This is a genomic window from Candidatus Brocadia sp., from assembly GCA_021646415.1.
Lineage (GTDB): Bacteria > Planctomycetota > Brocadiia > Brocadiales > Brocadiaceae > Brocadia.
In genome coordinates this window covers 1-13,199 of the sequence record SOEU01000018.1, presented here as the reverse complement: position 1 = coordinate 13,199, position 13,199 = coordinate 1, and the positions used below count along the sequence as shown (strand labels likewise).

The 13,199-nt window shown below is 44.1% G+C and carries 11 protein-coding genes, 1 pseudogene and 1 riboswitch; of the genes and pseudogenes, 6 read left to right on the top strand and 6 right to left on the bottom strand.

The annotated features are described in order from the left end of the window. Positions 1 to 38 precede the first annotated feature (38 nt). The 3 genes from E3K36_13400 to E3K36_13390 all read left to right on the top strand — a co-directional run bounded on the left by E3K36_13400 (position 39) and on the right by E3K36_13390 (position 2,009). Positions 39 to 251 (top strand): class I SAM-dependent methyltransferase, encoded by a 213-nt coding sequence (locus E3K36_13400; GenBank protein ID MCF6156205.1) that lies wholly within the window; start codon positions 39 to 41, stop codon positions 249 to 251. Between the two features lie 436 nt (positions 252 to 687). Continuing rightward, the gene (locus tag E3K36_13395) at positions 688 to 1,359 is read left to right on the top strand and encodes a class I SAM-dependent methyltransferase (GenBank protein MCF6156204.1); all 672 of its coding nucleotides are present in this window, start codon (positions 688 to 690) and stop codon (positions 1,357 to 1,359) included. 38 nt (positions 1,360 to 1,397) lie between these two features. Further along, positions 1,398 to 2,009 (top strand): damage-inducible protein DinB, encoded by a 612-nt coding sequence (locus E3K36_13390; GenBank protein MCF6156203.1) that lies wholly within the window; start codon positions 1,398 to 1,400, stop codon positions 2,007 to 2,009. A gap of 55 nt (positions 2,010 to 2,064) precedes the next feature. Here E3K36_13390 and E3K36_13385 read toward each other — a convergent pair whose 3' ends face one another. Beyond that, positions 2,065 to 2,160, bottom strand: coding sequence for a twin-arginine translocase TatA/TatE family subunit (locus tag E3K36_13385; GenBank protein ID MCF6156202.1), 96 nt, complete (start codon positions 2,158 to 2,160; stop codon positions 2,065 to 2,067). A gap of 349 nt (positions 2,161 to 2,509) precedes the next feature. Between E3K36_13385 and E3K36_13380 the strand changes: the two are divergent. Beyond that, positions 2,510 to 2,857 (top strand): annotated as a pseudogene (locus E3K36_13380) (ISNCY family transposase). A gap of 172 nt (positions 2,858 to 3,029) precedes the next feature. Here the strand turns inward: E3K36_13380 and E3K36_13375 are convergent. The 5 genes from E3K36_13375 to E3K36_13355 all read right to left on the bottom strand — a co-directional run bounded on the left by E3K36_13375 (position 3,030) and on the right by E3K36_13355 (position 10,504). Beyond that, positions 3,030 to 3,719 (bottom strand): hypothetical protein, encoded by a 690-nt coding sequence (locus tag E3K36_13375; protein MCF6156201.1) that lies wholly within the window; start codon positions 3,717 to 3,719, stop codon positions 3,030 to 3,032. A gap of 81 nt (positions 3,720 to 3,800) precedes the next feature. Next, positions 3,801 to 4,460 carry a hypothetical protein gene (locus tag E3K36_13370; GenBank protein MCF6156200.1) on the bottom strand — a complete coding sequence of 220 codons (660 nt, stop codon included), beginning with the start codon at positions 4,458 to 4,460 and terminating at the stop codon, positions 3,801 to 3,803. 19 nt (positions 4,461 to 4,479) lie between these two features. Continuing rightward, positions 4,480 to 5,514 (bottom strand): respiratory nitrate reductase subunit beta, encoded by a 1,035-nt coding sequence (locus E3K36_13365; GenBank protein MCF6156199.1) that lies wholly within the window; start codon positions 5,512 to 5,514, stop codon positions 4,480 to 4,482. A gap of 13 nt (positions 5,515 to 5,527) precedes the next feature. Continuing rightward, positions 5,528 to 8,260 carry a molybdopterin oxidoreductase gene (locus E3K36_13360; GenBank protein ID MCF6156198.1) on the bottom strand — a complete coding sequence of 911 codons (2,733 nt, stop codon included), beginning with the start codon at positions 8,258 to 8,260 and terminating at the stop codon, positions 5,528 to 5,530. Positions 8,261 to 8,319: 59 nt separating this feature from the next. After that, positions 8,320 to 8,429, bottom strand: a riboswitch (cyclic di-GMP riboswitch). Between the two features lie 218 nt (positions 8,430 to 8,647). After that, positions 8,648 to 10,504 carry a serine protease gene (locus E3K36_13355; GenBank protein MCF6156197.1) on the bottom strand — a complete coding sequence of 619 codons (1,857 nt, stop codon included), beginning with the start codon at positions 10,502 to 10,504 and terminating at the stop codon, positions 8,648 to 8,650. A gap of 453 nt (positions 10,505 to 10,957) precedes the next feature. Between E3K36_13355 and E3K36_13350 the strand changes: the two genes are divergently transcribed. Beyond that, positions 10,958 to 11,707, top strand: coding sequence for a DUF445 domain-containing protein (locus E3K36_13350; protein MCF6156196.1), 750 nt, complete (start codon positions 10,958 to 10,960; stop codon positions 11,705 to 11,707). A 15-nt stretch (positions 11,708 to 11,722) separates the two neighbouring features. Further along, complete coding sequence (locus E3K36_13345) at positions 11,723 to 13,015, top strand: twin-arginine translocation pathway signal protein (protein ID MCF6156195.1); 1,293 nt, start codon at positions 11,723 to 11,725, stop codon at positions 13,013 to 13,015. Positions 13,016 to 13,199 lie beyond the last annotated feature (184 nt).

Below are 13,199 nucleotides of genomic sequence, written 5' to 3'. Positions count from 1 at the left end.
TGCGTGGTTCGAAATACAACGTGGGTTTATAAGTCAGAATGGAGTCAGTTAGGAAATTCATACCTGAAACAGGGGATGGGATAGAGATCGGAGTTGGGGCGGGACGTTTTTCAATTCCCTTTGGGATAAAAGTTGGCGCTGAACCTGCAAAGGAAATGGCCGAAGTTGCCAAGAGGGGTATTCATGAGGCAAAAGCAGAAGACCTTCCATTTCAGGGTGATTCTTTTGATCATTACTTTGTTTTTGAATGATTTCCAGTCTTGTGCGTTTGATTGCCTGGATATCCCATTTTGAATCTGAGAAGAAGCATTGAAGCTTCTGATAATCGGTATGAGTGGCTTTTGTCATTGCATTAAGGGAGTTTCTTTTGTAGTCTTTGAACAAGGCATAGATGACCAGGGTAAACATGGCTATTTGTTTTTTGCTAAAGCAAGAGGCGAAATTTCTCAGAAACGTATTTAACAGAGGGATGTTTGCGCCAAAAATACTTAAATCCTTTGCTCCAGTTGTTGGTTGATCAAAAAGTTCACAAGTGCAATTAATAACAGGAGTAAAAGGAACAAGTCAAGTACAAAATAAGTTGCAAGGCATTGATTTATGGTAAGTTAGGCCGAACTCTACTTGTGACTTAAAAATATTTTTTCACAAACGTTTTTTAACAGAGTAATGAAAGAAGAGAGTTGTTTCTTGGAACGAGTACCCGAACCAGAACTGATGGAAGAAGAGGGGCAAGTACGCGCTTATGCCGAAGCGGATTTTGAGGATGCCCACAGCAGGTTTATCGCCTTATTTCAGGATATGTTTGGTCACAAAGGTATAAATGGTTATGTCCTCGATTTGGGTTGCGGTCATGGGGACATAACCATTCGTTTTGCCCGTGCCTATCCAGGATGCATTGTCCATGGTGTTGATGGTTCTGAAGCCATGATCCGTTACGGGAAGGGGCTTCTCAGAGAAGCACGTGACATTCATGACCGTGTAAAACTCATTCATGGGAGGTTGCCGGAAGCTGTTCTCCCGATCACAAAATACGATATCGTTATCAGTAATAGCCTGCTCCATCACCTTCCCAATCCCCGGGTGCTTTATCAGGTCATTCAACGGTATGCCAATTCCGGCGCACCTGTCTTTATCATGGATTTGAAAAGACCACAAACAGTTGTTGAAGCACGTGCACTCATGGAAACTTATGTGGCGAATGAACCAGAAATTCTTAGACGGGATTTTTACAACTCACTCCTTGCCGCTTTTGAAGCGGAGGAAATCCATGAACAGCTGAGAGAGACAAAATTGAAGCATGTATCGGTAAAAGTGGTAAGCGACCGTCATGTTATTATCGCCGGATATATGTCTTCGTAGTCCCTACGTTTTCTGCAAAAATAAAGGAGGTAACAATCGTGGAATACCAATTTTTAATCGATACTTATGAGACCGAGCGAATGAAGACGCTGAGCGTCTGGAGTATGTTTAAAGACGAGGATCTGCGTGTACGTCCACGCCATAACGACAGGCGCGGAAGAAACGCCCTTGAGCATATGGTGCATCAGTGTGTGAGTGAGAATCTCTGGTTTCGAAACATGATGGAGATCGATGTTAGCGCCCCACCATTACCGAATCAGGAAACCCGTTTGGAATTCATCAAGCGTTATGCCGAGGATTCTGGGAAGCGACTTGCAGCCTTACAAAAGACGGACAAGGCCTGGTGGGAAAAAGTAGTCCCATTCTTTGACGTCAAGCGCTCGAAGGCCTGGATTATGACCAGAAGGATAGCCCATTCAGCGCATCATCGTGGGCAATTGACGATGATGCTACGTATGCTGGGACGCGAAATTTACAGCACCTACGGTCCTTCTGCAGATACCGGAGGCTTGATGATAAATAATGCGCCAACAATATATCCATACTCTAATATAGAAGCACTTATTGAAGGTGAATCGAAGGGTGGAGCCAAAGCCCCGCTACCCGGACCTGGCAACAAACCATGCACAGAGCGTCCCGATCCTGAATAACTATCGGCTTGGCAAAGTTACATAAGTAATACTGCATTATTGTTGACATTTTCGGCTAACCTCTTGGGATGTTACCAGCCCCGAAAAGAAGGAAGACAACAAAAATGATTAATATCAACTCTGTGTATCCAGTCATTCGTCTCAACTCCATTTCTATTTTTAGCTGAAAATATGTAGTGTTTGAACGGAAACCAGCCGAAGACTGATAATACAAGGAGAAGAAGGCGAAAAGAATCGGATAAAAGTGTTGAATGTTTGAAGCAGGCGAGGTAAACTTGTGGCGGAAAATGAGGGTTTGGCTATCAGCGAGACGGGAAAAGGGGCAAATATTCGATACGTTAATAAAAAGGCAAAGGACATTCGATAGAAGATGAGAAAGAGATTTGAGCAGCAACACAAGTTTGGCATCATACCCATTTCAGCAGTACAACTGCCAATCAAGAGTCGAGATAAGCTACCGCCGATATTGAGGGCATTGCAACATATCTATGTCACACGCGATAGAGAGCATAAGTTTTGACAAAGGTTTTTATAAGCGAGAGAACAAGGAGTTGCTGAAATTATATATACCAGAGGTAATCATGCCGAAGAAGGGAAAGAAGAACCAAGCGGAACAAGCAGAGGAGTCGAGCAAGACGTTTCAGAAGCTCAGACATAGGCACTCAGCGGTGGAATCTGACATCAATCGTTTGGAACATCACGGCTTGGATAGGTGCCTGGACAAAGGATTGCATGCATTTAAAAGGTATTGTGCACTGGGAGTGCTGGCTGCGAATTTACACAAGCTGGGGAACGTGCTTCAGGAGAAGGCGCGAAAGAAGCACGAGAAGCTGCGAAAGGCAGTCTAAAAAACTACAAGAAACAGTATGACAATGGAGACACTATCTCCAGACAAGTTTAAAATCAAGGAACATGAGTAAGGAATACTTATTTTTGCCAGAAGTCTAACATCAAATTTTAAGAAATGATTTTAGCGAGTGGAAAACCGCCCTGATGCTTTTCAAAAAAAGGTGTTTTCGTTCAGACACTATGTAATTTCGCACTTACTAATTCAAGTTCACATGTGATAAACATTAATACGATCCTGGCAATCAAAACATAAAATGGTACGTTGGCCGAATTTTGAAGAGAATCGCAAAATTTTGGTACCCATTGTATCAAGTGCCTTTCAAGAAAATCTTTTTGTGCCAGAAGGTACCCTTTCAAAAATTCAGGATTTCCATCAATTCTGGCCTGAGCCTCTTTAAAGGTCAGGAAATGGAGGAATTCCAGCTCCGCACAAAGATAATCAGGGAGTTCACGTTTTCCTTCTTTTTGACTCATAATCAGGTCAAAATGTTTGTAAAATTTGCTTATACTGAGCATGACGGCAGCCCTGGATTCTGATCGATAAAATCCTTCATAGGGTGGACAGGGTGGTTCGGGGGTTCCAATATCAAAGGTGCTGACGCATTTTACCACAAAGTCTTCAAAGCCAACTCCTTCCAGACTGTCTTGAATTTTTCCGGTTAATTCGGCCTGTTGGGCTTGAATCGTTTTAAGATGGGGAAGAGATTTTATGTTATCCCACAGTCTTGTTAAATAGGTTCCATTTTGAAATGTTTTGAAAACCTCCGGAGTGGGGTAACGGAATCCAAGAGAAAATAATTTGTAAAGATTGCTCCGGATAGTTGGCTCTGTACTGACGGTAAACGATGATATTTGGGACATTAATTACTCCGGATGCGACCAGGATTGGTAAGCTGGATGCTGAACTTCTCCAGTTCCTTCCAATTGGTTAAATTTATAGCATCATTTAATAGAAAGATGTTGCCAATCTGAGACAATTTTGTTGCCACCTCGTTCGGCATCGATTCCACCCTTCCAGTTGGCAAAGGCTAATCTGTAACTTTTATCTCTTACAAAAGAGACCTGGTTGTTCGATGCGGATGCCATCGGACGGGTTATAATCAGACTCCAAACCCCCTTAGCCCAGCGCTGATAATGCCTGATATTCTGAGAAGCGGTATCCGGGCTTTTTTGAGGAGTGCCTATACCACCGCCAACAATATTTTCAGGACTTGGCAGATCAGCCCTCCAATAAATTATATTCACGGGTTTATCCGCGGCGCCCATCCAGATCGGGCTCTCTTCTGTGATGAGAGGGATTTCTATGGCAAAGGCGTCAGCAAAAAGGGTGTAATCATCTACGGTAACATGTGCAGTACTTTGATTCCACTGGCATAGAAAGAAGATATCGGTGCTGTTGTGTACCACTTTTACTTTAACACTCCTGCTCTTTTCTGCATCGGGTGGCAGCCTGGCGCCAGATTCGTGAAGTCTCCTGCTGAGACTGATTGTCATTTCCGGGGCTTGAGCCCATGCAGGGTCTGCCGGGTTGAGGGTTATTGGCCCAGGTGCAAATACGGCTGTAATAGCTCTCGAGGAACCACTGAGGTCGTGGATGGCCATGGTTAAAGCAGCCTCCTGTTCATAATTGAAACCGGTCTTTTTCTGAACGCGAAATTAATATATCAATCAATTCGGAATTACTTCCTGCTGAAACCTTCTTTCGCTCATTTTGGATAATGTCGGAGATTTGCTTGATACGGGCTACTCGTTGATCGTAGCTTTGATCATAAGCATCTCCAAACATTTTTGCCAGCATCTCAATAGGAATGCGTGGACTTGTAGTCAGCTTGCCCGCAAATGAATAAGTCGGGGGACTAAGAGGTGGAATATAAAATACGTTAGGTTCGGTTTTGTATTCAGGATGGAGCCGTAAAGCTACCTTCCATTTGTTCACCAGTTTATAGACGTTGCTGTTGGTATCCTCGGCATAGCCAACCCAGTATATGCGGCCTACACACTGGGCTGCACAGAAATTCCCTTTACGTTGCTCGATCCTGGGATAACAAAAGATACACTTCTGAGATATCTTTTCTACCGAGTTGTAGTAGATCTTCTTATAAGGACACCCTTTAACACAATAGCGGTATCCCCTGCATCTTTTCGGATCGATCAAGACAATCCCATCTTCCTTGCGTTTATAAATTGCCTGGCGCGGGCAGGCCTCCAAACATGGTGGATCGGTACAATGGTTGCAGATACGAGGTAGATAAAAATAATAGGAATTCGGGAAGATTCCCTTACCAACATCCTCATCCCAGTTGCTGGCATAAGCATCACTGCCGGATGGCTCAGGGGACGGAATTAAATTTGAAGCTTGGGAGTCTCCTCCCTCTGTTTTCAGTACTTCATGATGGTTATATTCCCACGGAGCGCCGTAATCCTCGCTGATGTTAGGAAGTGGAATGTTGTTTCTGTCAGCAGTAAACCAGCCACCCTGGGTTTCCCAGTTTTTTGGATATCCTTTGCCGGGTCTGGTTTCCACATTAATCCAGTACATATGCATTTGTCCTTTGTTTCTATCCGTCCACATTGTTTTGCATGACATGGTACACGTTTGGCATCCAAGGCACTTATTAAGATCGGCTACCATTCTTATCTGTTTCATTATCGGCAATGTACTCTACCTCCTATGAAATGTATTTACGAATATTGACGCGAGTATCCCTTTGGTTTGCAGTCGGACCCCAATAGTTAAACTGGAACTCAAGTTGTCCATAGCCTGCGACAAGTTGTGTCGGTTTAATACGGATAGTTGTTGGACTCTGGAATCCCCCTTTTTCGAAGTTGTAACGTTCCCAACCATGATACATTTGAGCCATGCATGCCGGTATCCGTTGAGAAATACAAAGTTGGGCAACTATCTTTCCGTGGTCGTTATAAATTTCAATTGTATCATTGTCAGCCAGACCACGAGCCTGAGCTTCGGCTGGATTCAGATACACGATAGGCCGGCCTCTCTGAAGTCGCAACTGATACTTTGCGTCTCGCCATACCGAATGAATACTCCAGCGGCCATGTGGGGTGTTCCAGCGAAGCGGATATTTATCCTCATCAACTGGTGGTTTGTATACGGGCAATTGCTCGCCAAAATCGAGGAACCACTGATGGTCGATATAGAATTGCTGGCGGCCGGTCAGTGTGGAGAGAGGTCGTTTCAATTCATACATTCTTTGAAAACCGTAGTACGCAACACCTTCCTTAATATCACTTGTCCTTTCCTCATGTGTAGCCACAAAGCGTTTGGGTTGTTGGTTAACTTCATCCATGGTCATGCCTTTAGTTTCCACTGCATTGTCCAGGATAAACTGCCCGGCGCTCTTGTCTGATGCAAGGGTGCCATTTCCGGTAAAATCATTCACCAGTCTCGAAAAATCGCGGCTAATTGTGGTTCCTTCCAGCAATGTATCGATAAAAGAGAACTTTGTATCCTGAAGTGCTTTAGCCAAAAGCTGCCAGATCTGCCAATCAGTTTTGCTATCCATCTGCGGCTCGATAATGGGTGTGAAGGGGTTAATGTACGAGTGAAGGTCTGTGACACTGAGGTCCCACTTCTCAAACATACTGGCGGCCGGCAGAATCACATCTGCATACAGCCCCGTTGTATTCATGCGGAAGTCGATATCCACAATAAGATCGAGCTTTGGCCAAAGATTTGTCAATATGGACTCAAATCCCTTGGCTTGGTTTAGGTAATTAGCTCCCCATATGATAAGAACCTTGGGTGACCTGCCGCTGTCGAGAGTGCCTTCCGGATAGAGTGGCATCCAGCCGTTGTTCACACTTTCGCGTATATAATCTATAATGGGACGCGGCCAGAGAGTATTAACGTCTGAGGCAATATGCGCATGTACATGTGTCCAGAGCGTCGTGGGTTGGAACCGCTGTTTTAAGCGACCGAGGGGATACGCAAGCTTTACTAATCCATCTTCTGGCCAGAATCTCTCCTGTCCTACATAGTAGTCGAAGCCCCCGCCCGGTATTCCGACATTTCCCGTCATGGCTGCAAGCAGTATATGGCTTCTGCTCATGAGGTCGTTATGGTAATAATGGTTTGTTCCGGCGCCCCCGATAATCCTGGCGGGTTTTGTTTTTGCAAATTCACGGGCTATCTGTATGATAAGACCAGCATCCACACCCGTGATGATAGATATGCTCGGAGGGTCATAGGTTGTGAGTTTCTGTTTGAGCAGGGAAAAAACCGTAGTTACATTTACCTTGCCAGACAGGGTGTTGATTGTGAATGTTCCTTCGAGGGCCGGGTTAATTGAACCTAAATTCAACGTCCAGCCGTTAGTATTCAGGGTTCCCCAGGTGCCAGGCGCAAGAACAGGTTTATCAAGGCTCAGATCCCAAACATAAAATTTATCCGGACTCCCAGCCTGTACCATATCATTTTCCCTGAGAAACATCCCACTATCCATCCTGACAAGCATGGGCATGTCGGTATACTGTTTTATATAAGTCTCATCGTAAAGCTTTTCGTTCATGATCACATTTACCATACACAAAGCCAGAGCACAGTCAGTGCCAGGCTTTACAGGGACATAAATGTCAGCATGGATTGAAGTCGGGTTGTATTCCGGGAAGATGGTTACTATCCTGGTGCCGTGCATTCGTGCTTCAGTCAGGAAATGGGCATCGGGGATACGTGTTTCCAGGATGTTTGACCCCCACACGATGATATATTTTGAGTTAAACCAATCAGCTGCTTCACAGGAGTCGGTCTGTATGCCCCAGGTTATGGGTTCGCCTGGTGGCAGGTCAGATACCCAATCATAGAAGCTGCATACCACGGCACCAATCAAGTTTGCCAGTCTCACACCCCCAGCATACGTAATCGCAAACTTGGCAGGATTAGCCGAATAAAATGTCACCGTATCAGGGCCGTAGTTAGATATGGCATTGACAATTTTGTTTGCGATATAACTCATAGCTTCTTCCCATGAGGCTTTTCGCCATTTTCCTTCGCCACGGGCACCTGCTCGTATCAGAGGATACTTCAAGCGCTGGGGACCATATACATATTCTTTGTAGTTAGCGCCTTTCTGGCATCCTCGAGGATTATATGTGGGAAGAATCGAATTTATATCGGGGTAATCCGCATACTGTTCTTCCTTGAATGCGATATTGTTCTTAACGTAAACCTTCCAGGTACAAGAGCCGGTACAATTCACCGAGTGAGTAGTTCTGCCAAAATAGTCATAATCCAACTGTTCGCGATACAATGACTCCCATCCCTGGTATGGATACTTACCTATCGGTTCACTTATATGTTCTAAGAGATCAAGTGCTGGTGATAAAACCTTTTCCATTGCCCCTGCTAACACCTTTGAAGTTTTTGTAGATTCATCTTGTGGCATTTTTCTATAACCATCCTCAAAAATAAAAAAGCCTTACTGCAAAGATACGCTGTATGATCTTCGGCAGTAAGGCTGTCTTTATCAGGGGTAGAGACGCATTGCAGTGCGTCTCTGCGAAAGACCCTTTACTTTGCGCCCCCCGATCACTCAGGGTTTGCCTTTATCGTAATTATGGATGTTTTATAAAACTTAAAGAAACCGTCATTATTAATGACATGAGTATCTTTATTATCTTTAAATGTCAAGAGAAAAATTAAAAGTGAAAAAAACAAAAAAGGTTTAAATCAAAACGAAAGCCGTTATCAAGGGCATGGAACCGATCGTGGATATTTAAGCTATCTTAGGAATTACCAGTATTGGAAGGATGCTTGTTTTTTTCAATACGCATTATTTGAAGATCAGATTAAACAACCCGCTGGCTGCATCCCTGTCAAGGTCTTTAAGAATTTTATATTCTTCCAGTGCCTGTTCCTTATCACCATGGTTCAAGTAAACTATGCCCAAACCGAGATGTGCCTCTGCAAAATCCGGTTTTATGCGGATTGCCTGTTTATAAGCTTCCATCTCTTCCTGGTAATGTCTGTTGATGCCATGAGCAAGGGCTAAATCGTAGTAAGCAGTGGCATTATCAGGCTTGATACTGATTACCCGCTTGTAAGCTTTGATCGCTTTCGAGTATTGTTTGAGCTTGAAGTAGGACATGCCCAGCATGTGATGCGCTTTGGCATCATCAGGTTTTATGAGGATTGCCTGTTTATAGGCATCGACTGCATCTGTGAAATGTCCGAGGTTATCATACACAGCGCCCAGATCACAGTATGCCTGGGTATTATCGGGCTGGATACTGATTGCCTGTTTGTAGGCATCAATCGCATCCGTGTAACGTCCTAACTTTTCATAAGCTGTGCCAAGCATGAAGTGTGCATTGGCATCATCAGGCTTGATAGCGATTACTCTCCTGAATGCGTCAGCTGCATCAGAGTAACGTCCTTGCTTTTCATAAACTGCACCCAACATGGAATGCGCATTGGTATCATCAGGTTTGGTGTTGATCGCCTGTTTGTAAGACTCGATTGCCTCCGGATAATTTCCGAGATTGAAATAAGCCAGGCCAAGACTGGAGTATACTGTGACAAGGTCAGGCTTAATAAGGATTGCCTGGTTGAGGGCTTTGGCTGCTTCCATGTGACGTCCAAGTATGCAGTAAAGCCTGCCCAGTTTATAGAGTGCTTCGGCATTTTCAGGCTGGATGCGTGTAACCTGCTTGTAAGACTCGGCTGCTTCCTCGTAGTGCTCCAGCCTCTCATAAGCTGCGCCCAAATTTGCGTGTGCTTCGACAAAATAAGGATCGATCCTGACTGCTTGCCTGTATGCTTCGATCGCTTCCGGATACCGTTCGAGTGCATCTTTGCAATATCCGAGGAAGAAATGAGAAGCGGCATATCGTGGATTTTTCCTAATAACATTTTCAAAACAGGATATTGCATTCCGATAGTCTTCTCCTGCGATATAAAAAATTCCGCGGTTGCAAAGCCCTTCAGCACTGGAAAACCATTCGTTTGGTTCTCCTTCAACCCATTCGTTATGGGTTATATCCTTATCCCGGAGAAGCTTTTCCACCCGATTAGTATGAATTGCGAAATTCAGGTTTTGACCTTCAGTGCTTTGAAAGGTCACAAGCCCAATGATTTCACCCCGCATATTCAGTACTGGGTTGCAACTACGTTCTGAAGACAATGGTGAGGTAATTTTCATAATCGTTCCAAATGTTGGAACCTCACTAACCCCGGAGACTATACCACCAGAGATCTTTTGCTCAGGACCTGGTGGGCTACCGATTACGATGACCTGTTCACCTGTATCAGGAAGAGAGGTGCTTAAGATCAAAGGATGTACCACTCTGGGAGAAATATCAACCGACACACGGATAAGATCTCCTTCTTTGTCCTGATCCAAAACCCCAATAATTGTGTATACCCTTCCATATGCCGTCTTTATTTGGGCGCTGGCTGCACCCTGAAGCACATGGATATTGGTAACAACATCGCCATCCCTGTTGATAAAAAAACCATTTCCCCTGTTGAGAAGTTTACCATTTTTATCATATGGTAAGACAACCACAATAGATGACTGAATATATTTGACAACGCCTGATAAATCTTCTTGTGAAAACGTTAAGGACGGGATCGCAACACAAAAAATAAAGACAATCCAGTGAATCAAAAACCACCGTTGCATCTTCATGTTTTCATATCCTAAAAATTATTGGTAAAAACCCTTCATTATCATGATATCAAAATCATGGTTATTATTTCAACGTTGAGAAAACAATACTAATGTACCCAAAAGCATGTTGGGTCATATATGAAGTTTTGGGGTGAAAAGATTCAAATTCAGCCAAATAAAACAGTCTGGTGAGTTTTTAGCAAAAGTGCTTATCTCTTGACTCCGGACTAAGTCAGTAATAAACTATGACATAGTCAGAGATAATTTGGTACTGTTTCTGGTTTTTAATCGTATTATGTGGTATAAAATGAATTACAAATTTCACGGCTTGAGTTCTAAAATCTTAAAAATTAGTACCTGAAACGTATCGTTGTTTAAACAAATTCATACAGAATGTGAGTTTGCGAAACAGGAGATGTTGAAATGTCTGAAGAAAAATCAGAAGCGATTTCGTACAGGCTTCCGTCTGGGATGCTTGGTGAAGAGACTGCATGGTTGGACTTTAATAGAGTAAGGATACTGAGGAATAAAAGTTTCCTGACCAATTTAATTTCCGCTGTTGTGTTTGGGGTTTCTTATGTAATTCCTGAATTTACCGGTAGAAATGCACTCATGCTGGCCAGCCTTTTTGCCTTATCGGGTGCTTTGACGAACTGGCTTGCCATATATATGCTCTTTGAAAGGATACCGGGACTTTATGGCTCTGGAATTATTGCCCTGAGGTTTGATCAATTCAAAGAGAGCATTCGTTCTCTTATTATGGAGAACTTTTTTACCAGAGAAAATTTTGTGAGGGTTACCCAAAACACGTTGCCTCACACCATACAGCCAGAGTTGGTGTTGGACAAGATTGATTTTGATAAGGTATTTCGTGGCTTTGTAGCTGTAATTCAAAGCTCCTCTTTCGGCGGCATGTTTACCTTGTTTGGCGGAGAAAAAGTTATTGAACCCATGCGTGAACCTTTTAAGAAGGAATTTGAAAGGCAGGCATCTGAAATTTTGCGGAATATTGACGTAGCCTCTGTCCTGCAGAAAGAGACTGATTTTGAAATATTTAGGGCCAAAATCGCCTCCATGGTGGATGCTACGGTAAACGAACTTACACCGCAACGGGTGAAGGAAATCGTTGAGGAAATGATGCGTACACACCTGGGCTGGCTGGTTGTCTGGGGAGGGGTTTTTGGCGCATTGATCGGTTTTATAAGCGCTGTATTTTTTTAATGCAAAGGTGATGAGATGCAAGGAGAATCTGGGAAAATATCACGCAGGTTTCTGATGAAGGTGCTTGGGGGAGGAGTTACCTGGCTAGGTTTAAACAAGTTTGTGCCGGTGTGGGCTCAGGTCTCTGGTCAGGCTATTCAGCCAATGCCTGGTTTCACCGGACCGGATGTTAATCCGTACTGGGGAGCGGTAGGTCCTTTTGTTGTTTACCCTCAAAAGCTCCCCTTGATCCAGCTTACGGACCGTCCTGTCCAACTGGAAACCCCTCGGCATTATTTCCTTACTCCGTTTACCCCCAACGCTGCATTTTACGTGCGATGGCATCTGGAAGGCATTCCGAATGCCGTGAACCTTTCTGAGTGGCGACTTTTTGTGGAAGGGCATGTTGAAAAAACGCTGGCTTTAACCATGTCCGATATCATGAAACGATTCAAATCCGTTTCTATTGCAGCAGTCAACCAGTGCTCCGGCAATAGTCGCAGTCGCTTCCAGCCTCGTGTGCCCGGTGCTCAATGGGGGAATGGGGCGATGGGTAATGCCCTCTTTACGGGAGTGCGCCTCAAGGATTTACTGGATGCCGCAAGGGTTAAGACGGGTTCGGTGCAGGTACAGTTTGAGGGGCTGGAAAAGGGGAGAGGACTGAAGGAGAGTGTTTCGTACAGGTATCTGAAATCTTTGAGTTTGAATGACCCGGTCATCCATGAAACCATTGTGGCTTATGTGATGAATGGCGAGCCGCTTCCCATGTTGAACGGTTTCCCGGTTCGTTTAGTGGTTCCTGGCAAATTCTCGACGTATTGGACCAAGGCCTTAACCTGGATTCGGGTATTGGACAAACCTGACACGAATTTCTGGATGACGAAGACATATTGTATTCCTGATACGCCGCGGGGTAACACTACCCCAAAGGACGTCAAGGAGGGTAGGGTTCGTATGGTTCCTGTCGGTATAATGCCCGTCCGTTCATTTATTATCACACCGGATGGATCGGGTAAAATTCCGTTAGAGATGCCGGTAACTGTGCGCGGCATTGCCTTCAGTGGTTATGGGCGTGTAGTCAATGTGGAGTTTTCTGATGACGATGGTGTTACCTGGAGGAAGGCAAAGCTTGGAGGAGATTATGGACAGTATTCTTTCCGCACATGGGAAGTTATTTGGATTCCAAAACGTACTGGCAAGTACATACTTGCCGTGCGGGCAACTGACGAAAAAGGTAATATCCAAACTGATGAAGGGTTCTGGAATCCAAAAGGTTACCTGTGGAATAAGATTGAACGACAGGAAGTGATGGTGGATGTATCGCAGTAGTTTAATTGCAGAGGAATTTTTTTTTATTTATGTCGGTTTCTGGGTGGCACGGATAAACTTTCAGACTGGGTCAAATGAAAAAATTTGTCTATATACAGTATTTATTGATGAAACGAGGCTCAAATACGGTATAATTTCCTACGAATCAAATATCTTCAATAGAACCAAAATAGAACCAAGGAGG

Bases quoted from the DNA above. Each gene is read 5' to 3' on its own strand.
- E3K36_13345 (MCF6156195.1), top strand. From the start codon at position 11,723: ATGCAAGGAGAATCTGGGAAAATATCACGCAGGTTTCTGATGAAGGTG.
- E3K36_13370 (MCF6156200.1), bottom strand. From the start codon at position 4,460: ATGGCCATCCACGACCTCAGTGGTTCCTCGAGAGCTATTACAGCCGTA.
- E3K36_13350 (MCF6156196.1), top strand. From the start codon at position 10,958: ATGCTTGGTGAAGAGACTGCATGGTTGGACTTTAATAGAGTAAGGATA.
- E3K36_13400 (MCF6156205.1), top strand. From the start codon at position 39: ATGGAGTCAGTTAGGAAATTCATACCTGAAACAGGGGATGGGATAGAG.
- E3K36_13375 (MCF6156201.1), bottom strand. From the start codon at position 3,719: ATGTCCCAAATATCATCGTTTACCGTCAGTACAGAGCCAACTATCCGG.
- E3K36_13355 (MCF6156197.1), bottom strand. From the start codon at position 10,504: ATGAAGATGCAACGGTGGTTTTTGATTCACTGGATTGTCTTTATTTTT.
- E3K36_13360 (MCF6156198.1), bottom strand. From the start codon at position 8,260: ATGCCACAAGATGAATCTACAAAAACTTCAAAGGTGTTAGCAGGGGCA.
- E3K36_13385 (MCF6156202.1), bottom strand. From the start codon at position 2,160: ATGGAGTTGAGACGAATGACTGGATACACAGAGTTGATATTAATCATT.